Genomic DNA, 21,395 nt, shown 5'->3' on the forward strand with positions numbered 1-21,395 from the left:
TCCGAGGTGGCAATGGATTCAGTGCATCACCACCGGGCCCAGGTAGGCCGCGATGTCCACCTCGTCGATCTGCTCGGGCTTGAGGAACTTGTTCGCATACGTGACATACAGCCTGGAGCTCAGGAACAGGTCAAACAGATCGGCATCAATCTGACCCGCCTGCTTGAGTTCAAACAAGACCTTGATCGCCTCGGACACGGTGTTGGGATGTTTGTAGGGCCGGTCAGGCGCAGTCAGGGCCTCAAAAATATCGGCGATGGCCATGATGCGTGATGGAATCGATAACTCGGCACTGCCGAGTCGGCGTGGGTAACCGGTGCCGGTCAGGGTTTCGTGGTGGGTGCTGGCGTACTCGGGAACCCGCCGCAGCGACTTCGGGAAACGCATGTTCTCCAACATCATCACAGTGCTGATCATGTGTTCATTGATCTTGAAGCGTTCTTCCAGTGTGAGTGTGCCACGCACCACACTGAGGTTGTAGAGTTCCCCGTGGTTGTAGAGCTTCTCGGGCACCTCCATCTTGAAGCCATAACGCGGGTCAATCTGGTGCGCGCTGTCGCGCTCAAAAATGTGGCGTGGTTTGTCGGCCAGCAAAGGCTCAGACACCGGCAGGGGCTCCACCGATTCGTTGGCACGGCGCTCGGCCTCGGCCACCGACAGACCAAGCCGGTCGTCAAAATGGCGCAGCCAGGTGCCAGCCGCCAGCTGCGTCAGGCGCGCCAGGTCCTGCGCGGACAGCGGCCGGGTGCCGGTGTTGCAAGCCGCCAAAAAAGCAAAATCATCCTGCAGCTGGGCCGCCCGTGCTGCGTACTGCGCGTTGGCCTGCTCGGCCGACTGCCCCGCCTGCAATGCCAGCAGGCGGCTGATCTCGGCATCACGCAGCAGCACCTCAAAGCGGGTGCGGATTTCGTGGATGCGGTTGTTGATGGTCTCCAGCTTGGTGGCCTTGTCGATCACGTATTCGGGGGTGGTGACCTTGCCGCAGTCGTGTAACCAGGCACCCATCTTGAATTCGCGCCACTGATCAGCGGTCTCGAAGCGGAAGTCGGCAAACAGGGTCTGGTCGTCATGGGCGGCCTGGGCCAGCATCAGCGCCAGCTCGGGCACCCGGTTGCAATGGCGCCCGGTGTAGGGGCTTTTGGCATCAATCGCGGTGGCAATCATCTGGAACAGGTTGTCCATCAGCTGTTCCTGCGCCTCCATCAGCTGCAGGTTGTCCAGCGCCACCACCGCCTGTGCCGCCAGGGCTTGCACCAAATGCAGCATGCCCGGGTCAAACGGGATGGCCTGGCCGGTGGTCGTATCCAGGGCGTTCATGAACTGCAGCACACCAAGCACCTCACCGGTGATGGAGGCCAACGGCACCGTCAGCAGCGAGATGGTCTTGTAGCCGGTTTGTTCATCAAAACGGCGCGTGCCACTCAGGTCAAAACGGGTCTCCAAGGCCACATCGTCGATCAGCACCGGGGTGTTGTGTAAGGCCACATAGGTCGAGACAAAACGCTCGTCGGGCTGGCCGGTGTCGCTCTGGTACAAGGGGATTTCTGCCACTGGCAGCTGGTCGTCACGGGTGCGGTGGGCAAAACGCAGGGTTTTGTCGTCGGTCACCAGGTACAGGGTGGCGCCGTCACACTGCAGCAGCTTCTGGCCTTCCAGCAGAATCTGGTCCAGCAGCCGGGTGCGGTCGTGTTCCGAGGCCATCATGATGCCGGTGCGGATCAGCATATCGAGTTTGGCGGTACGGGTCTTGACCTGGCGTTCCAGCGCTTGCTCGGTGTCCTGCTGGCCCTTGTAGATGTTGCGGATGGTGAGCAGGTTGCGCACCCGCAGCGAGGTCTCGACCGAATCCACAGGTTTGCTCAAGTAGTCGTTGGCCCCGTGAAACAAAGCCAGGTTGCGTGCCTCTTTATCGGCGCTGGCGGTGATCACCAGAATCGGCAGGTTGGCTTCTGAGAACTGCTCTCGGATCAGTCGGGTGAGCTCCACGCCGTCGATAAAGGGCATGTCCATGTCCAGCACCAGCAGGTCAAAACGCTCACGCTGCAGCAGTGGCAACACCTCGCGCGCGTCGTTGATGCCGGTCACGTTGGTGTAGCCGTCGGCCTCCAACATGCTCAGCAAAAACGCGGTGTCCAGATCAGCGTTGTCACAGGCAAGAATACGGTGGGTCTTTTGACTGACTGGCATAGGGGTCTGACTCTGACACAGGGTGGTCAGGATAAAAGGGAAACAGGGCCCGACTGAAGCGCACCATGGTAACCCAGCGCCCTGCCACAACCAACACGTTGTTGGGCTGTTTTTCCGTTAGGGACGCTACTCTATGCGCCGGTGCTGGCCCCGCCCGTGCAGCCTCTAAACTGTCCCTGATGGCCACCGGGTCTTGTAGCAAGACAAACCGGACCACAACACAACAAACAAGAGGAACACGGCATGACAAGCTACCCCCACCTGCTCGCCCCGCTAAACCTGGGCTTCACCACCCTGCCCAACCGCGTCATCATGGGCTCAATGCACGTCGGACTCGAAGAGGTCAAAGACGGATTTAATCGCATGGCGGCCTTCTACACCGAGCGGGTCAAAGGGGGGGTTGGCCTGATCGTCACCGGTGGCATCGCCCCCAATGACCGGGGCCGCCCGATGCCCGGCGGCGCGCGCCTGACCACCGAGGCCGAGGCTGAGAAACATCGGGTGGTGACCGAGGCGGTGCACCAGGCGGGCGGAAAGATTGTCATGCAAATCCTGCACTTTGGCCGCTACGCCTACCACGACAAACTGGTGGCGCCCAGCAGCCTCAAAGCCCCGATCAACCCCATCACGCCCAAGGCGTTGAGCACCGAAGAGGTCTACCAAACGGTGGATGACTTTGTGCGTTGTGCGGCACTGGCGCAAAGCGCGGGTTACGACGGTGTGGAGATCATGGGCAGCGAGGGGTACCTGATCAACGAATTCATCGCGGCACGCACCAACCAGCGCGACGACGAATGGGGCGGCAGTTATACCAACCGCATCCGTTTCCCGGTGGAAATTGTGCGGCGCACCCGCGAGAAAGTCGGTGCCAACTTCATCCTGATTTACCGCCTGTCGATGCTCGATCTGGTCGAAGGTGGCTCCACCCTCGATGAGGTGATTGAACTGGCCCAGGCGATCGAAGCTGCGGGCGCCACCGTCCTCAACACCGGCATTGGCTGGCACGAGGCACGCATCCCGACCATTGCCACCAAGGTGCCACGCGCGGCCTGGGCCTGGGTGACCCAACAGCTCAAGGGCAAAGTTGGCATCCCGCTGGTGGCCACCAACCGCATCAACACACCCGAGGTGGCCGAACAGCTGCTGGCCGATGGGTTTTGCGACATGGTGTCGATGGCGCGTCCCCTGCTGGCCGACCCCGAGTTTGTCAACAAGGCCGCACAGGGCCGCGCGGACGAGATCAACACCTGCATCGGCTGCAACCAGGCCTGCCTGGACCACACCTTTGCAGGCAAGGTGACCAGTTGTTTGGTGAACCCGCGCGCCTGTCACGAGACATTGCTCACCCTCACCCCGGCATCCCGGCGCGAGAAGATCGCAGTGGTGGGTGCGGGCCCGGCGGGCCTGGCCTTTGCCACCACCGCCGCCCGGCGCGGACTCGATGTCACGCTGTTTGATGCCGCTCCACAGATTGGCGGCCAGTTCAACATCGCCAGACAGGTACCGGGCAAGGAAGAATTTGACGAAACCCTGCGTTACTTTGGCAGGCAGATCGAACTCACCGGCGTCAAGTTACAACTCAACCACCGCGTCAGCGCCACTGAACTGCTGGCCGGTGGCTACGACCATGTGGTGCTGGCCACCGGTGTCACACCACGCACCCCGCCGATTGAGGGCATCGATCACCCCAAGGTGCTGGGTTACCTCGATGTACTGCGCGACAAAAAACCGGTGGGCCAGCGTGTGGCACTGATCGGCGCGGGTGGCATCGGTTTTGATGTGGCCGAGTTTCTGCTCAGTGAAGGTATCAGCCCGAGCTTGAGTGCTCTCAAGTTTTTTGCCGAATGGGGCGTGGACACCACCTACGCCGAGCGCGGTGGCCTCAAAGAACCGCACATCGAGCCCAGTGCGCGCAAGCTCTGGCTGTTGCAACGCAAGGCCAGCAAGGTCGGTGAAGGGCTGGGCAAAACCACTGGCTGGATCCACCGCACGTCCCTCAAAAACCGCCAGGTCGAGATGCTGGCCGGGGTGACATACCGCCGCATCGACGACGCTGGCTTACACATCAGCGTGGGTGAACGTGAACTGACGCTGGACGTTGACAACGTGGTGGTCTGCGCTGGCCAGGAGCCGCAGCGCGAGTTGCAGGCCGAGCTGGTGGCTGCGGGTTGTAACGTGTTCCTGATTGGCGGCGCCGACAAGGCCGAGGAGCTGGACGCCAAACGGGCGATCAAACAGGGCACCGAACTGGCGCTTTCGTTGGGCGCCAGCCCAGCGCCTGACTTACAAGACAAATCACCATCAAGCCCTCGTGAAACAAGGGCAATTAGCCATCAAAAGGATAGCACCATGCCTTACGACACCCTCAGCGTCAGCCTGGTGGACCACATCGCCACGATCCGTCTGAACCGCCCCGACAAGGCCAACGCGATGAACCTGGCCATGTGGCACGAACTGCGCCGCGCCTTCCAGTGGGTCGATGCCACGCCCGACGCGCGTGTGGCCATTCTCGAAGGGGAAGGCAAGGCCTTCACCGCCGGCATCGACCTGCAGATGATGATGGGCATGGGCGACCAGATCCAGAACGACTGCGAGGCACGCACCCGCGAAAACCTGCGCCAGGTGATCCTGGACTTGCAAGACACCCTCACCAGCCTGGAGCGCTGTCGCAAGCCGGTGCTGGCCGCCATCCACGGTGCCTGCATCGGTGGTGGCATCGACCTGATCTGCTGCGCCGACATGCGTTATTGCTCAAGTGACGCGCATTTCAGCATCAAAGAAATCGACATCGGCATGACCGCCGATGTGGGTACCCTGCAGCGTCTGCCCAGGCTGATTGGTGAAGGCCTCGCGCGTGAGCTGGCCTACACCGCACGCAAGTTTGACGCGGCTGAGGCGTTAGACATGCGCTTGGTCAACCGGGTGTTTGACTCGCGCGAAGCGCTGCAGGCCGGTGTGCGCGAGATTGCTACTACGATTGCAGCAAAGTCCCCAATATCGGTCAGGGGAACCAAGGAAATGATCACTTATGCCCGCGATCACTCGGTGGCCGACGGCCTGACCTATGTGGCCACCTGGAACGCCGCGATGCTGCTCTCCAACGACCTGCAGGAAGCCATGATGGCCAACATGGGCAAACGTGCCCCCCAGTTCAAGGACTGAGCACGGCGGCGTCGACCAAACCGACAGCTCGGCCTGAACAACCCAGCGCCCAAGGCCTGGTGTGACCGAGGCTTTTGAAGCCCAGCCGGTCATCCGGTCTTGCCAGGCAGGATAATGGCGCGCGTCAAACTGCGTCTTTACCGGCCTGGCCGGAAGCAGGCGCAGCGCCCCTCACCCCAAGCCACCCTGACACCATGACACCTCAACACCTGCTGCTCCCCCTGCTCACCACCTTGGCCCTGGCCGTCGCTGGCTGCTCCAAATCCAGCGAACCTGCCGCACCTGCGGCCACCACCGCACCCGCCGCCGCCACAGCCGCACCGGTGACCATGACCGGCTCCGCCTATGACACCGTGGCCAGCCAGGGCAAAGGTTTCACCGTGGGTGCGCTGATGAGTGCACAACCGGTGTATGTGCTGTTTGAGCCCCAGTGCCCGCATTGCGGCCACTTGTGGGAAGCCTCCAAAGCCCTGCATGGCAAGGTCAAGTTCATCTGGGTGCCTGTCGCCTTTAACCAGGGCAAGAGTTTGGCCCAGGCCGCCACCCTGCTGTCGTCCAGCACCCCGCTGGAGACCATGAGTGAGCATGAAAAATCGGTGCTCGCGGGCACCGGTGGCATTTCTGCATCCAGCAGCGTTTCGCCTGAGCTCGAGCAAGCCATCAAGGCCAACACCCAGCTCTTGAGCACCCTGGGGCAGGACTCGGTGCCCTTTGTGGTGGCCAAACACCGCCAAAGTGGTGAGGTCATCAGCCACAGCGGCGCGATGGACACCGCCACCCTGGCGAAATTTCTGGGCGCAGAGTAAACACCCAACCGCTTGCTCAGTGACCAGACGGCAAGAGGTGTGTGCAGTCGCTGTTTAAGCCGTCAGCGTGCCACCGAGCAACTCGGGCAACCGCTGGCTGGACATCTTGAAACCGCAGGCCTGGGCATGGCCACCACCGTGCATGCTCTCGGCCAGCGCGATGCAGCTGAAGCCCGAGCGTGAACGCAGCCCACACTTGACCAGACCACTTTTGTCCACCGTCCACAACAAGGCAAAGGTGCCCGACTTTTCACACAGGATGTCTCCCACCAGGCTGTGAAAGGCACTGGGCACATTGGCCATCAAGCCGGGCACACCGTTGAAGTTCAGGGGCTGGGCGGCCTCACTCATGCTGTGCGCCAGCTTGCTGAACTTCTCGTCCATGGCACGGCCACGGTCGATGTAGGCGGCCAGATGGGGGGCGTCGAAGTTGGCCACCGCGTGCCAGCGCTCAAAATCAAAGGGTTCCATGTCCAGCGCGGCCAGAAAACCGGCGCTCTCGGGGTATTGCCAGACCCAGATGTCGCGGTCTTCGACAAACTTCACCAAGTTGGGCACCGGCTGCTGCGGGTGGAAAAACTCCCAGGCCAGGCGCGCGCCCGATTTCTTCATGTCAAAGTGCACCACACCGTGCTGACACTGGAAACCGTTCAGTTTTTCAGCAGCACTCAAATGGTGGTCCAGCACCACCAGTTTGGCAGCGCAGCCGTCAATCTCGCGCAACAGCGGTGCCGAAAACGAAAAATCCAGGATGTAGACGGTGCGTCCGGCCAGGGGCGGCAAGTCGGCCAGTGTTTTGACATCGCCATGGTCCAGCGGCAAAAACTCGGCCTGCCCCTCGTAATACAACCAGGCGGCCAGGGCCGACGCAAAACCATCGGGGCAGCTGCGCCCGTGGTAGATCACCAGCGGCTGGGGGTCTTTTTTGTCGGGGACAACCGATAAATTCAAACTCATTTTTTGATACTCTTTCTAACATCCAACGAACACAAACACTATCTTTTAAGTAGCTACTAGCCCTATAACCACAAGGGCTAGGCAGCCATTTACCTAACCATACAATAAAAACCATGCCCTCGCCCCAGACACCCCCATTTTTTTCCGGTTTGACCCAGCCCGATGGCCAAGCTTTTGACGCCTGGCCCGAGCAGCCCTTGCTGCTGTCGCTGGAGGCGGGCCTCATCAACTGGCCCAGCTCCTGCCGCAACGGCACCTGCCGTACCTGCATTGGCCATCTGGCCAGCGGTCAAGTGCGGTATGAGATCGCCTGGCCGGGTTTGAGTGCCGAGGAAAAAACCGAGGGTTATGTTCTGCCCTGTGTGGCCCATCCGTGTTCGGATGTGACGCTGACGCGTCTGGCGTAACGCCCTCACCGTGAACCCGGCCGCGGGATCTGCTTGAAGCGGATTTTGCGGTCCAGTTCAATCGCATCTTTTTTGAGCTGGCGCTGCGCGTCGAGTGTTTGCCCATGGGCCAGCCACTCGGCGTATTCCTGCGGGGTTTCCAGGCTGATGCGCCCCATCACCGCCGAGCGGAAGTCGTAAATCACAATCTCGGCAGCCTTTTGCCAGTTGATACTTTTGCCGCCTTGCAAGGCCCCGCGCTGGCGGCCAATCGCCTCCAAGGCCTGCTCGTCCGTCATCTGCGCCACACCACTGATCTTGAAACGCGCCTCCAGCAAACTCGGGTAATGCGTGCGCAAGGTGTCGAGCAGTTCGAGGGCCACCTCTTGTTCGTCAAACGCGTTGCGCCCAACTGCACCGCTGGCAGCCAGGTTGTAGCCACTTTTGGCCACAATGATGCGCGGCCACAACATGCCCGGTGTGTCATACAGGTAGAAGTCCGGCGCCAGCGCCAGACGTTGCTCAAGCTTGGTGACCCCCGCCTCGTCGCCAGTTTTGGTGGCGCGTTTGCCCATCAAGGTGTTGATCAGGGTCGACTTGCCCACATTCGGAATGCCACAAATCAGCACCCGCATCGGTTTGGCCAGGCCACCCCGGTTAGGCGCCAGTTCATGGCAGGCGGCAATCAGCGCCTTGGCCGGAGCCGTCATGCTGGCGTCCAGCGCAATGGCGCGCATGCCCGGCAAAGCGTTGTAGTGCGCCAGCCACAAGGCGGTGCGCTCGGGGTCGGCCAGGTCCTGTTTGTTGAGCACCTTGAGCGCCGGTTTGCCCTGCGTGAGCTGGGCCAGCATCGGGTTGGCGCTCGAGCCCGGCAGGCGGGCGTCGAGCAGCTCGATCACCACATCGATGTTTTTGATGCGCTCAGCAATCGCCTTTTGCGTCAGGTGCATGTGGCCGGGAAACCATTGGATCATGGCCATGGGGAAATTTCCTTTGGATCAAATACCACCAGCCGGTCGCGCCCGAGCTGTTTGGCTTGTAACAACGCCGCATCAGCCTGGGCAAACAAGGTGTCGGCAGACTGGCCGGGCTGCAGACTGGCGAGCCCGGCGCTGATGGTCAGTGGCCACGGGATGCCAAAGGGGTGTGTGCGCACAGCCTCCAGAACCCGTTCGGCCAGCACCACCGCCTGTTGCAACTGCGTTGCCGGGCAAATCACGAGAAACTCCTCACCGCCCCAGCGCACCAGAATATCAACATGGCGCACCACAGTCCGCAGCTGGGTCGCCAAATCACGCAACACCGCATCACCCACATCGTGGCCCAGTTGGTCGTTGATGCGTTTGAAAAAATCAATGTCCAGCAGAATCACCGACAGCGCATGCCCTGAACGCTTGGCACGCGCCAACTCGTGGTTCATGGCCTCGTTAAAACCAGTCCGGTTGTACAAACCGGTGAGCGCATCACTGCGCGAGAGGTGATGCAGCTTGGCATTTAAGCGGCGCAGCCGCCAAATCCAGTAACTGCTGGTCAGCAACACTGCCACCAGCACGGCTGCCAGCCAAGCCAGTGGCCGCGTGTCCACCGCCGTGGTGACATGGATGGACAAATATTTGTCCACAATTTGCCGCCGCTCCCCTGCCGTCAGACTGGCCACCCCGATGTTGAGCCGGTCACGCAGGGCCGTCTGGTCTTTGGCCACCCCGATGCGCAGCTGGTTGCCATAACCAGGCACCTGGCCGGCAATCTTCAGGTTGAACCAGCCTTCGCGCTTGAGTGTGCTGGCCGCCACAATCAGGGAGCGCATGGTCATGTCGGCCTGGCGCCGGTTCACCGCCTCAAAAGCCTGCTCCTCGCTGTCCACCAGCATCAGCCTGAGCTTGGGGAAATCGCGGCGCAACCACTCTTCCACCGACGTGCCTTTGGGCAGCGCCAGGACTTCACCCTCGACCGAAGCCAGATCGGCCACAAAAGGATGCTCCTCACGGGTGATGAGCACGTTGTCATCCACCAGCACCGGGTCGGTGAACACCAGCCAGGCATCACGCTTGGGGCTCTGGTTCAAAAAACTCAACACTTGGCAGCGCCCGGTTTGTGAAGCAGCCAGGCTCTCGCCCCAGTTTTTGGTGGGAACCAGCTGCAAGGCCTGCCCGCTACGCTGCATCACCAGCTTGAGCAACTCGGCCGCGATCCCGACATGGCGGCCGGCTTCGTCGATCTGCTCAAAAGGTGGCCAGTCCGGGTCAACACAGTAGCTCACCAGCTCGGTGCCTTGCGCCAATGACGCAGCGGCAGACTCAGGCGCCGCAGGCTGAGCCCACGCCAGGACACCCCAGACCAACCCCAGCAAGCCCAGCAGCCATCTACGCATCCAGGGCTCCACGACGCTGTGCCTTGCGCTGGCTCTGCTGCTGTTTGTCAGCCAGGCGCCGCTGGCGCGAGGCACGGGTGGGTCGGGTCGGTTTGCGCACTGTGGGTGGCCGTGCCACCGAGTCCACCAGCGCCTGCAGCCGCATCAAGGCGTCAAATTTGTTGGACTCTTGGGTGCGGTGCTGCTGCGCCTTGATGACCAGCACCCCGTCTTGGGTGATGCGGCTGTCGCGCAGGGCCAGCAGGCGCGCTTTCACATCCTCGGGCAGGCTCGATGCGGGAATGTCATAACGCAGATGGATGGCGCTGGAGACCTTGTTGACGTTTTGCCCGCCCGCACCCTGGGCGCGGATGGCGGACAGATCCACCTCGTCTTCCTTGATCAACAATGCATCCATATTCATAGCTAGAGGCCCTTTACCAATAAGGGCTAGAGGGCAGAAACACCCTCAGACGGCGCCACACCCGTCTCGGGCGGGTTGACATAGCGTGCCACAAACGCACCGACCGCACTCTCAGGCAGCGGCAGCCACACGGTGTGGCCGCTGCCCGGTGCGACGGTCATCGGCTGGGCGTCAACGTTTTCCATCGACGTGAGCAAGACATCGCTGTTGCCAGCCGGGTGGATGATCTCCAGCCAGTCCCCCACGGCAAAGCGGTTGCGCACATTGACTTTCATCAGGCCACGGACCGCGTCAAATTCAAGCGCATCGCCCACATACAGGCTGCGGCCCGACTCGGAGTATCCGCGCAGGTAATTCTGCGTTTCTTCGGGCGTGTGGCGCTGGAAAAAGCCGCTGGTGTAACCGCGGTTGGCCAGCCCTTCGAGCTGCCCCAGCAAGGCCGGGTCGAGCTCGCGGCCAGCCACCGCGTCGTCGATGGCGCGGCGGTAACTCTGCACCGTGCGCGCCACGTAATACGGGCTTTTGGTGCGGCCTTCGATCTTGAGTGAATCGACACCAATCTCGACCAGGCGTTTGACGTGTTCGATGGCGCGCAGGTCCTTGCTGTTCATCACATAGGTGCCGTGTTCGTCCTCTTCGATCGGCATGTAGCTGCCTTCGCGCTGGCTCTCTTCGATCATGTAGACCTGATCGGCTGCCGGTGAACGCTCTATCGCGCCTTGTTCACGCTCTTGTGCGGCTTGCTGGGTCAACACGTCACCGGACGCATCGACCACCCCTTTTTGCGTTTTGTAGTCCCAGCGGCAAGAATTGGTGCAGCTGCCCTGGTTCGCGTCGCGGTGGTTGAAATAGCCAGAGAGCAAACAGCGGCCCGAGTAGGCGATACACAGCGCACCGTGCACAAAGACCTCGAGCTCCATATCGGGGCAAGCCTGGCGGATTTCTTCCACCTGATCGAGTGACAACTCACGCGACAGGATGATGCGTTTCAGGCCCACCTTTTGCCAGAACTTGACGGCCGCAGAGTTGACGGTGTTGGATTGCACCGAGAGGTGAATCTCCATCTCGGGCCAGGTTTCGCGCACCATCATGATCAGGCCGGGGTCGGACATGATCATTGCGTCGGGCTTCAAGGCGATCACTGGCGCCATGTTGTCGATGTAGTGCCGGATCTTGTTGCCGTGCGGGAAGATGTTGCTCACCAGAAAGAACCTGGCGCCCTTGTCATGCGCGGTGTCGATGCCTTGTTTCAAGACCTCGATGTCACCAAAGTCGTTGTTGCGCACGCGCAAGGAATAACGTGGCTGGCCAGCGTAGATGGCGGTGGCACCAAAGTCCAGCGCCGTTTCCAGCATGGCAAGCGAGCCGGCCGGGGCCAGCAATTCGGGGATTTTCATGGTCAAACACTCGCTCAAAAGGTGTGGGGGCCTGGTGCCTGCCGGGCGTCGTCAGCTCTCATAAAAAGAGCAGTTTACCCAACAAGAATAAAGGCCAGAGCCCAATTTGTCATCAATAGTTCAGCGCCAGACGAGGTGGCCGCCCCGCGAGTCAAGCCTGTGCGGCAATCGGCGACAGGCTGTGCACCACGTCACCACACTGGGCGCGGTGGCGCAGTGCGTGGTCCATCACCACCAGGGCCAGCATGGATTCGAGTATCGGTGTGGCACGAATGCCCACACAGGGGTCGTGACGCCCTTTGGTGATCACTTCTGTGCTTTGCCCGGTGGTGTCAATGGACTCGCGGGGCGTCAGGATCGAGCTGGTGGGTTTGATCGCCACCGAGACCTCCAGGTCCTGCCCGCTGCTGATGCCACCCAGGGTGCCACCGGCGTTGTTGCCTTTAAAACCAGCGGGTGAAAGTGAATCACCATGGCTGCTACCCAACTGGGCCACACTCGCAAAACCAGCGCCAATCTCCACACCTTTGACCGCGTTGATGCCCATCATGGCGTAAGCAATGTCGGCATCCATCTTGTCAAACAGCGGCTCGCCCAGGCCAACCGGCACGTTCGAGGCACTCACTCGCAACCTGGCGCCGCAGGAGTCACCCCGCTTGCGCAAGGCCGCCATGTAGTCTTCCAGTGCGGAGACATCGGCCACCGGGGCAAAAAACGGATTCTTGGACACAAACTCCCAGGACTCGAAGGCGATTGGCAATTCACCCACCTGAGTCATGCAACCGCGGAACGTGGTGCCGTATTTCTCAGCCAGCCACTTCTTGGCCACCGCGCCGGCGGCCACCATCGGTGCCGTCAGGCGCGCGCTGCTGCGGCCACCACCACGCGGGTCGCGGATGCCGTATTTCTGGAAATAAGCGTAGTCGGCATGGCCGGGGCGAAAGGTCTGAACGATGTTGCCGTAGTCCTTGCTGCGCTGGTCGGTGTTTTTGATCAGCAGGCAGATTGGTGTGCCGGTGGTTTTGCCTTCAAACACGCCAGACAGGATTTCGACCGTGTCGGGCTCGTTGCGCTGGGTGACAAATTGGCTGGTGCCGGGGCGACGCCGGTCCAGGTCGGGCTGGATGTCGGCCTCACTCAGGGCCAAACCGGGCGGGCAGCCGTCAATCACACAGCCAATGGCCGGGCCGTGGGATTCACCAAAGTTGGTGACTGCGAAAAGTTGTCCGAAAGTGTTACCGCTCATGGGCGGCATTATCCCAGAGCGGCCGGGCCGGGCGCGCCAAGCGCCAGAAAACTACAGCTTGGGGCCGTCGTCCGGGTTTTCACCTTCGGGCCAGTCGTGGATGTAGGCCTTGAGCATCTTGTTCTCGAAGTTCTGGCTGTCGACCACGGCGCGGGCCACATCGTGGAAGCTGATCACCCCCATGAGCATGTGGTTGTCCATCACCGGCATGTAGCGCGCGTGGCGATCCAGCATCATGCGGCGCACCTCGTCCATGTCGGTCTGGGTGGTGCAGGTCAGCGGTGCGTCGTCCATCGCGGTGCGCACGATGGTGGTGCCAATGCTGCCACCGGTCTTGACCAGGATCTGGGTGAGTTCACGCACGGTGAGCATGCCCACCAGGTCACCATGTTCCATCACCACCAGCGAACCGATGTCACGCTCCGCCATCAGCGCCAGCGCCTGGATCAGCGGCTCGGACGGTGACACCGTGTACAAGGTGTTGCCTTTGATACGCAGGATGTCGGCGACTTTCATGGTGTTTCTGCTCTCATAAAGGTTGATGGATGACCAGCGCGCCATCTTAATGGCAAACCCGCCAGATTCAAGCCCCCCGGCGCTGCACCTGCCGGACCTGGCCCCAGATCACACGCAGGCTCGGGCCCGGTGGTCGCCAGGTGGCGGGCACAAAAAAAAGCGCCTGTCGCACCGACTGGCCCGTGGGGCCCCATCCGATGCGCCAAGCGCCGCAGCCACGAAGGGCTGTGTCAACCGGGTGTCAATTCACCCGGCCAGGGCGTGATCAGTAGCTGTAACGCACACCCAGAGAGGTCACGTCCACACGTTCCTTGTTGTCACCCGCGAACTTGAGGTCATGGGATTCGTATTGCAGCAAGATCGACCACTTGGGCGTGAAGGCGTATTCCGCGCCCACGCCATAGTTCACACCAAAGCCATGTTCAGAACCGGTCTGAATACCTGAGAACCCGTTGGCCGAGGTGTCGGTGTCACTGTAGGTGGTACCGATCTTGCCCAGCAGGTTAAACGACGGCGACACCGGGAACTTGCCCACCAGGCTCAGGCTGATGCCCCGGGCCTTGGTGCTGCCACCTGCGCGGCTGATTTGGCCGAAGTCGGTGTAACCCAGCTCCATACCCACGTTCTCATTGAAATAGCTGCCGATGTGGGCGCTGTAGGCGTTGTCGCTGTCGTCTTTGTCCCAGATGCCAACACCATCACTGAGCGAGTAGTCGGACTTGCCGGCATTGAAGTCAAAGTAGCTGCCACCCGCGCGGTAATACGGTGCGGCGTTGGTGTTGTTGCTGGTGCTTTGGGCTTGCGCCACACCAACCAGGGTGAAAGAGGCGGCAACAGCCAGCAGGCCGGCGGTGAGACGGAGAGTTTTGTGCATGAGAGGTCCTTTGCGTTACGTGGACACCCTGGCTCAATACCAGGGCGCTGGCGTCACAAACAAGGCTTGTCTGTAAACGTTGGTCAAGCTTAGCCAGCCAACAACGCGGGGTCTGTTCGCTTGCACACACAGACGGGTAATAACACACCGCGCCAGACATCTCAACTTTGATAGCACATGGCGCAGAGGAGATAAGGGCTACAAGCCTATTCGCCATCCATGCCCGGCCTGGCGGCCGCTCAACTCACACGTCGGTACAAAGGATCACAACCGATGGTGCCCACCAGGCTCTCCAGATACGCCTTGGAGCTGACGGTAGCGAGCATGTCCTTGGCATCGTCCAGCTGCGCCCGAATCTTCATTTCTTCCACCAGCTGCGCGTTCTTGGGGTCAGCCATGAAGTCCTTCAGGTAGGCCATCTGTTGTGTGTAAAACGCGATGTCTTTGTCCTGTTTCAAGACCAAACGCGCCTTGTACCAGTCGCTGTCAACAACAGCTTGCCGGTCAAACAGTTTGCGCAGTTCGGGGTCGCTGATGTCCTGGCCCTCAAAATGCCCATAGGCCATCACATGCAGCAAGACTTTCAGGGGGGGTATGGCGGCCTCGATGCTGCCATCCTCGAAATAACTCAGGGCGACTTTTTGCTGGGCCTCCACAATGTTGTTGATGCCATCCACATAGTCTTCCAGACCTTGCAGCTCTGGTTTCAACATTTTTTCGTTGAAAACAGCTTGTGGCTCATCGAACAATCTGTTCAGGCACATCAAAGAGAAGCGCTCGGTGATCCTGTAACCCAGACGACTGGCCAATACCTTTTTGCCCTGGTACTCAAAATCATCGATCTTCTCAAGACAGCCGTTTTGAATGAGGTTTTTGGGATCGCGGTCACTTTCTGCCAAGCGCGCCCAGATTTCGGGAATCAACAAACTGATATCGTGATCAACCCTGTTTTGCGCGCCCACATAACCTGCAGCGGTACTGAAGGCATTGGCGTCCGTCAGGATATGCGACAACAAGGCATTGTTGAGGTCGGTGGTGGGCGTCAACATATTGAACGGCCCCTTTGTCAAGGCGCCCTCAGAACCCGCTCCAGTGGTCGAAGGTGACTTGCCTGTCAGGCTGCAAATAAAGTCCATGAACAGTTCAGGGGCTTCCTGGTAATGGATGGGGTTGTAAACCGCCAGCGGACGAATACCCGCCTTCTTGTCCACCGGATTGTTTCTGCGTCCCGGCAAGACAGCATTGACAACAGGAATAAAAGGATCATCGGATTTCATTTTCCGGTAGAGACGTGTGCCGATCTCGCCCAGATAACTGGCTTCTGTTTCCTGGATGAAGATATTGCGCTCCAGATAACGCGGATTTTTTGTTGGTTTGCCATCCACAATGCGCGTGTGGGATGGCAGGCAAAAGTATTCCTCATCATTTGGGCTGTTGACAATGTCCAATATCAGGTCTTTGACAGGCTGGGTGTATTTGTCGAAGTTGACGGTGTCTTCGTAAATGTCGATCGCATCCTGTTTTCTCAAGAGCTCAAAATTGGTCAGGAAGGTGTTGTTCGACACAATGTCGCGTTCAGCACCTTTGTCATACCCCCTCACAATGGCTTCGTCAGGCCGCTGAAACAGGTAACTTTCACAGTTGGCCACCACTTTGAGGCTTCGGTTGGTGTACTCGGGATTGAGCTTCTTGAATTGGCTCCGGGGCAGCGTGATGGAAGCCGAGATGTCATCTTCCATCTGGATTTTTTCGCTGGCAGAAAAGTCGGAGCGCAATTTGTTCAACAGCCAATTGCCTTTTTGGCTGAAGCCGATCCGGACATAACTCCCCACCACCGGATTGGTAAAGTATTTGAGACCGGTGCCATTTTTGCCATTGATCACATCAACGGACATGCACTCTTTCCAGTTCAGGTTGTTGCCATCCTGACGGTACAGGCGTTTGACAAACAGCACCAGCGAGCGGATATGAACCGGGATGTTTCTGACAAAGTTGTTGTACTCGTCGGTATACACATCCAATGGCTGCAACAAGCGCACAGCAGCGCCCAATGTTCTCTTCGGACTGAGGAAAGATTCTGAGGGCGGCAAGCTGGGGTCGTAATTTTTCCAGCGTTTTGAATAATCGTATTCGATGATTTCATCTGCCTTCTTGAAATCCTCGTCAATGTCGATGATGTTGAACTCGCTGTACGTGATCGCGTTCAACATGGACTTCGATATCTCGGATTTGCCACCACCCGACACCGTACAGGGCTTATGGCAGAAAACCCCTTCAGGAGAGGTATTCACAATGCGCCACAAGGCAATGGCCTTGTGTTTTTCTAACCTGAACTTGTTACCCGTTGGGTGGACATAGGTTTTATTCGGCGACAACACCAGCTTCTGTTCAAGCCCCTCATACATCCAGGTGATGCTGTTTGTGTTGGTGTTGATGTAGGCGTTTTCGGGGATGTATATCAGGTTGGGGTATTTTTTGTCGACCGCATAGTTGCCCGACTTCACCTCGATACGCTCGCCCAGAAGTGATTTCGCCTCTTCAAAAGAATACACATTGCCGAATTTTTTTGAGAACCCGCTGCCATCCACGATGTCACCCATGACACCTTTCGGGTAAGCAATGGCACCGCCGGAATGTTCTTCCTCCACCAGGCCATACAAGTTGGCCGCGTAGCTGATCTGGGTTTTGATTTCTTTCTTGGAATACCCAAAATAATTGTCAGCAATGATGGTGACCACCACACCACGGTCGTCCCGGCAGGTGACCTTGAACGCGCCGCCGTCGTTGTAAATCTCGTCCTCTGACTTCCAGCACATGCCTTCATGCCGTTGGCGGTCTGTGGCCTGCTCCCAATGTGGCAAGCCAACCTCTTTCTTTCTGAGTTTCCTCAACTGGGGCGCCAAAATGACACATCCTGTATGCCCGGTCCAATGCGCGGTATCCAGGCCAGCGTCATTTTGTGCCAGGTAAGGGTCACCGGCATTGCCAAAAATGGACTCCACAAAGTCCAGATTGCTGACCAGACTGCCGGGTGTGAAGAAGCGCACTTCCATGCTTTTCCTGGCAATCACACCTTTGACTTCCGGACACACCATGGGCCGCAACAACAAGGACACCAACACCTTGGCTTTGTCTGCCTGGTTGGCGGTGAACGGCAAAATTTTCAGTTCATCCGAGGGATGGAAAGCCGCATGCAAAAAATGCGCAAACGTGATTTTGGGAACTTCTTTTTTATCCAAAGGTGCAGGCAAATCACCTTCGACAATATGAAAGGTATTGACCGTTGTCCGTTTGTCGTTGCTGGGGTTGTTCAGAATACCTTGCTTGATTCTGTAGGTGATGATGTCTTCACTGATGAAACTGTCCCCATTGGGTGGCAGGCTGAGCTCGCGCGCATGGCCGGCCTGGGTCAACACCAAGGTGTCATTGGGCAAAGCCAATGACTTGTCAAAGTCCACACCCTGCAAGTAGCTGTCAATGAAATTCTGTATACGTTGATCGGCAGGAGACAGGCATTGCGCCAGCAGTCGGGATTTTTCCTTAAAGCCCTTGATCAAGCCGTTGGTCAGCGCCTCAAACTCTGGATTGCAAAACTTGGTGCCGTCATCTTCATGGTCATGAAACAGAGGCTGACCTAAAGAGGCTAATTGAAGATTGATGTATTGAACCGTATCTTTTTTGCTTTGTAGATTAGCTTGTTTGTTCATCTGCTTTCCAACATGAGTTTTTGACACTATTTAAAAAAGTCACCGTTTTGGGCTGTGCGATCTCGTCCTGCTGAGGGATGGCTCGAAGCGACCCTTGTACGGCTGACAAGCATTGTGCGGCGTTCCAACTGCTACCACATGACATAGCTCAATGTGGCGGAGATTTTTGAAACACCGGTTCAATTTTCGCCAACTGCACGATAACAGCTTATTGACCGTGCTGCGCCGCCATACATCGCGCCATTCAGCACCAGCGACAATTTCTTTTTTTATAGCGCGCTACGCATACTGAGTGAGGGCCAGAGGCCGTTTTCCCATAAATTATGGGTGCTGGGCTCCTGTTTGAGCAGCAGCCCATCCAGCAGCGGCGCCAGCAAGGTGGTGTCGGGATCGGCCAGCAGCACCAGCCGGGCGCTCGCGTCTGAGCGCTCCTCGGCCAGTTGGCCGATCCAGTCCAGCGCCTGCAGGGCCTCCACCACCGGCTCGAGCTGCAATTGGTCCACCCGCAACAAGGCGCTGAGGTGCTCCAGGCTCAGGCCCTTGTCCGGACGCTGGCGCACCCGCTCCAACTGCTGCAGCGTCTCCAGCGCCAGCAAAAACTGCCAGCCATGGGCGCGCGCACGGCGCTGCACCCCGGTCAGCAGGCTGGGCAAATACGCGGCAATCACCGCGCCCATCAGCACAATCACCCAGGCCACATACAGCCACACCAGCAGGATGGGCACCGTGGCAAAAGCGCCATACAGCACCGAATAGGTCGGCACCTTGGCCAGGTACAAGACCAGCACCCGCTTGGCCAGTTCAAACGCCGCCGACACAAACAGGCCACCGGCCCAGGCGTGTGACCAGCGCACATGGGTGTTGGGCACAAAATGGTAGAGCGCGGCCATGCCCCAGGCCAGCAACACAAACTGCAAGCCATCCAGCAAAAACTGCAGCCCCCCCGGCAGCGCACCCACCACCCCTTTGGAGGTCGACAGGGCGTAAGACGTCAGGCTCAAGCTCAGGGCCAGCAGCAGCGGGCCCAAGGTCATCAGCGCCCAATAGACCATCACGCGCTGGCCCAGTGGTCGCGGTTGGCGCACCCGCCAGATGCCGTTCAAGGTGCGGTCAATCGTCAAAATCAAGGCCAGCGCGGTCAAGAACAGAATGCCCAGCCCCACACCCCCGAGGCGGCTGGCCTTGCCGGCAAACTGCGTCAAATAACCCAGCACCTGGCGTGCGATGCTGTCGGGGATCAGGCTCTCGATCAGCCACTGCTGCAGCACCAGCTGGAACTTGGCAAACATCGGAAACGCGGTGAACACCGCCAACACCACGGTGAACAGCGGCACCAGCGCGATGGTGGTGGTGAAGGTCAGGCTGCTGGCCGTGATGCCCAGGCGGTCCTCGCGAAAGCGCTCACGCAAGGTGTGGGCAGTGTTTTTCCAGGGAAAGTGGCGCAGCTGGTGGATCAGGGCTTGCAGGCGCTGGCGCCCGTCAAAGGCGGCTTGGGTCAGGTCGGTCATGGCCGCTATGATGCCATCCCGATGCACACCCAGAACCCCCCCCCTCCCACCCCGCCCTCGTCTTCCGTCGCCCTGACCCGTTTGCTGTCGGTGGGCAGCCTGCTCGGGCTGATCGTGCTCGGCCTGGCCTGGGAGCTGGTGCTGGCGCCGGTGCGCCCGGGCGGCTCGCTGCTGGCGCTCAAGGTGCTGCCGCTGTGCCTGCCACTGATCGGGCTGCTCAAGAACCGCATGTACACCCACCGCTGGGTCACGCTGATGGTCTGGCTCTATTTCACCGAAGGCGTGGTGCGCGCCTACAGTGACAGGCCGCCGAGCAATTACCTGGCCATGGTCGAGATTGCGCTGTGTCTGTCCCTGTTTGCGGCCAGCGCAATGCACATCCGCTGGCGTTTTCGCGATGTCAAGAAGGCCCAATTGGAAGCGGCAAGCCATGCAAAACCTGCTGAGTGAACTCCGCAGCCTCGTCGGCGAGACCCATGTGCTCAGCGAGGAGAATTTAAGCGCCTGGGAGCAGGACTGGCGCAAACGTGCCCGAGGCAAGGCCCTGGCGGTGGTGCTCCCGGGCAACACGGCCGAGGTGGCCGCAGTGGTCCAGGCCTGCGCCCGACACCGGGCCCAGCACCCGGATCAACACTTAAGCATCGTGCCGCAGGGCGGCAACACCTCGCTGGTGGTGGGTGCCACGCCGGATGAGTCGGGTCGGCAAATTGTGCTGAGCCTGCAGCGTTTGAACCAGGTGCGCGCACTGGATGCGGCCAACCAAACCCTCACCGCCGAAGCCGGTTGTGTGCTGCAAGCCGTGCAGGAACACGCTCTCAACGCCGGTTATCTGTTTCCCCTGAGTCTGGCCGCTGAAGGCTCCTGCACCCTGGGTGGCAACCTGGGCAGCAACGCCGGTGGCACCCAGGTGCTGCGTTTTGGCAATACCCGAGAGTTGTGCCTGGGTCTCGAAGTGGTGACTGCACAAGGTGAGGTCTGGAACGGCTTGAGTGGCCTGCGCAAGGACAACACAGGTTACGACCTGCGCCACCTGTTCATTGGCTCCGAAGGCACGCTGGGCATCATCACCGCTGCCACGATGAAGCTCTACCCACTGCCCGCGGCCCAGCTCACCGCCTGGGCGGTTGTGCCATCGATGCAGGCCGCCGTGACGCTGCTGGGCCTGGCGCATCGCCATCTGGGCGCGGGCTTGACCGGTTTTGAGGTGATGGGGCAGTTTGCCCTGCGCCTGGTGGACAAACATTTCAAACAGTTGCGCGTGCCACTGTGGCTAGACGGGCCGTTTTGTGTGCTGCTGGAAAACTCCGACCACGAGTCCGAGGCCCACGCACGCTTGCAATTTGAAGGTCTGCTGGAAGCCGCCTTGACCGATGGTTGTGTCACCGACGCGGTGGTGGCCGAAAACCTGAGCCAGGCCAAGGCCTTGTGGCAGGTGCGCGAAAGCATTTCGCTAGCGCAGTCCCAAGAGGGGCTCAACATCAAACACGACATCTCGCTGCCGATCTCCAACATTCCCGCCTTTGTCCAGAGCACCGACGCGGCGCTGGCGCAAGCCATACCGGGCGTGCGTCTGGTCAACTTCGGCCACCTGGGTGACGGCAACCTGCACTACAACGTTCAGGCCCCGGAGGGTGTCGATGCAGCCGCCTTTTTGCGCGAGCACGAGCCCAAGGTGAACAGCCTGGTGTTTGATGCGGTAACCTACTTTGGCGGCTCGATTTCCGCCGAACACGGCATCGGCAGCCTCAAGCTGCACCAGCTGGTGCACTACAAGTCACCGGTGGCACTTACCATGATGCGTTCGATCAAGCGGGCGCTGGACCCGCATAACCTGATGAACCCGGGGCGGGTGCTGTCCGTTTGAGGGGACGGGGT

At 59.7% G+C, this 21,395-nt stretch carries 15 protein-coding genes and 2 pseudogenes; 6 read left to right on the forward strand and 11 right to left on the reverse strand.

The genetic code is table 11. From position 1 onward, the window contains the following. Nucleotides 1–18 precede the first annotated feature (18 nt). Entirely contained in the window at nucleotides 19–2,187 is a 2,169-nt protein-coding gene (locus RF819_RS17905; RefSeq protein ID WP_078366225.1) for an HD domain-containing phosphohydrolase, read from the reverse strand. Between the two features lie 243 nt (nucleotides 2,188–2,430). On the opposite strand from RF819_RS17905, the pseudogene RF819_RS17910 reads away from it, so the two are divergent. The 3 genes and pseudogenes from RF819_RS17910 to RF819_RS21555 form a co-directional block, all read left to right on the forward strand. Continuing rightward, a pseudogene (locus tag RF819_RS17910) lies at nucleotides 2,431–4,449 on the forward strand (oxidoreductase); the annotation flags it as partial. Between the two features lie 102 nt (nucleotides 4,450–4,551). After that, nucleotides 4,552–5,349, forward strand: a pseudogene (locus RF819_RS21805) (crotonase/enoyl-CoA hydratase family protein); the annotation flags it as partial. 194 nt (nucleotides 5,350–5,543) lie between these two features. Further along, on the forward strand, nucleotides 5,544–6,155 hold the full coding sequence (locus RF819_RS21555; protein ID WP_078366227.1) for a hypothetical protein: 612 nt from the start codon (nucleotides 5,544–5,546) through the stop codon (nucleotides 6,153–6,155). A gap of 54 nt (nucleotides 6,156–6,209) precedes the next feature. Here RF819_RS21555 and RF819_RS17920 read toward each other — a convergent pair whose 3' ends face one another. Next, nucleotides 6,210–7,112, reverse strand: a complete 903-nt coding sequence (locus RF819_RS17920; protein WP_078366228.1) for a DHH family phosphoesterase — start codon at nucleotides 7,110–7,112, stop codon at nucleotides 6,210–6,212. Between the two features lie 113 nt (nucleotides 7,113–7,225). Here RF819_RS17920 and RF819_RS17925 point away from each other — a divergent pair, with 113 nt between their 5' ends. Further along, nucleotides 7,226–7,519, forward strand: a complete 294-nt coding sequence (locus RF819_RS17925) for a 2Fe-2S iron-sulfur cluster-binding protein (RefSeq protein ID WP_078366229.1) — start codon at nucleotides 7,226–7,228, stop codon at nucleotides 7,517–7,519. A gap of 5 nt (nucleotides 7,520–7,524) precedes the next feature. Here the strand turns inward: RF819_RS17925 and ylqF are convergent, their stop codons facing one another. The 9 genes from ylqF to RF819_RS17970 form a co-directional block, all read right to left on the reverse strand. Continuing rightward, nucleotides 7,525–8,478 carry a ribosome biogenesis GTPase YlqF gene (gene ylqF, locus RF819_RS17930; RefSeq protein ID WP_242473329.1) on the reverse strand — a complete coding sequence of 318 codons (954 nt, stop codon included), beginning with the start codon at nucleotides 8,476–8,478 and terminating at the stop codon, nucleotides 7,525–7,527. Then, nucleotides 8,469–9,869 (reverse strand): diguanylate cyclase, encoded by a 1,401-nt coding sequence (locus tag RF819_RS17935; RefSeq protein WP_078367041.1) that lies wholly within the window; start codon nucleotides 9,867–9,869, stop codon nucleotides 8,469–8,471. The genes ylqF and RF819_RS17935 overlap by 10 nt, the downstream gene beginning before the upstream one ends. Next, a complete protein-coding gene (arfB, locus tag RF819_RS17940) occupies nucleotides 9,862–10,272 on the reverse strand; it encodes an alternative ribosome rescue aminoacyl-tRNA hydrolase ArfB (protein ID WP_078366230.1) in 411 nt (136 codons plus the stop codon). The genes RF819_RS17935 and arfB overlap by 8 nt, the downstream gene beginning before the upstream one ends. A 26-nt stretch (nucleotides 10,273–10,298) precedes the next feature. Further along, nucleotides 10,299–11,669 (reverse strand): prephenate-dependent tRNA uridine(34) hydroxylase TrhP, encoded by a 1,371-nt coding sequence (gene trhP, locus RF819_RS17945; protein WP_078366231.1) that lies wholly within the window; start codon nucleotides 11,667–11,669, stop codon nucleotides 10,299–10,301. A 151-nt stretch (nucleotides 11,670–11,820) separates the two neighbouring features. Further along, the gene (gene aroC, locus RF819_RS17950) at nucleotides 11,821–12,915 is read right to left on the reverse strand and encodes a chorismate synthase (protein ID WP_078367042.1); all 1,095 of its coding nucleotides are present in this window, start codon (nucleotides 12,913–12,915) and stop codon (nucleotides 11,821–11,823) included. Nucleotides 12,916–12,966: 51 nt separating this feature from the next. Then, entirely contained in the window at nucleotides 12,967–13,431 is a 465-nt protein-coding gene (locus tag RF819_RS17955) for a CBS domain-containing protein (protein WP_078367043.1), read from the reverse strand. A 265-nt stretch (nucleotides 13,432–13,696) separates the two neighbouring features. Further along, on the reverse strand, nucleotides 13,697–14,305 hold the full coding sequence (locus tag RF819_RS17960; protein ID WP_078366232.1) for a porin family protein: 609 nt from the start codon (nucleotides 14,303–14,305) through the stop codon (nucleotides 13,697–13,699). Nucleotides 14,306–14,544: 239 nt separating this feature from the next. Continuing rightward, nucleotides 14,545–18,012, reverse strand: coding sequence for a PPi-type phosphoenolpyruvate carboxykinase family protein (locus RF819_RS17965; protein WP_078366233.1), 3,468 nt, complete (start codon nucleotides 18,010–18,012; stop codon nucleotides 14,545–14,547). 269 nt (nucleotides 18,013–18,281) lie between these two features. Beyond that, entirely contained in the window at nucleotides 18,282–19,520 is a 1,239-nt protein-coding gene (locus RF819_RS17970) for a YihY family inner membrane protein (protein ID WP_078366234.1), read from the reverse strand. Between the two features lie 21 nt (nucleotides 19,521–19,541). Here RF819_RS17970 and RF819_RS17975 point away from each other — a divergent pair, with 21 nt between their 5' ends. Then, nucleotides 19,542–19,970 carry a DUF2069 domain-containing protein gene (locus tag RF819_RS17975; protein ID WP_078366235.1) on the forward strand — a complete coding sequence of 143 codons (429 nt, stop codon included), beginning with the start codon at nucleotides 19,542–19,544 and terminating at the stop codon, nucleotides 19,968–19,970. Beyond that, nucleotides 19,951–21,384, forward strand: a complete 1,434-nt coding sequence (locus RF819_RS17980) for an FAD-binding oxidoreductase (RefSeq protein ID WP_078367044.1) — start codon at nucleotides 19,951–19,953, stop codon at nucleotides 21,382–21,384. The genes RF819_RS17975 and RF819_RS17980 overlap by 20 nt, the downstream gene beginning before the upstream one ends. Nucleotides 21,385–21,395 lie beyond the last annotated feature (11 nt).

It is taken from the genome of Rhodoferax fermentans, from assembly GCF_002017865.1.
GTDB classification, from domain to species: domain Bacteria; phylum Pseudomonadota; class Gammaproteobacteria; order Burkholderiales; family Burkholderiaceae_C; genus Rhodoferax; species Rhodoferax fermentans.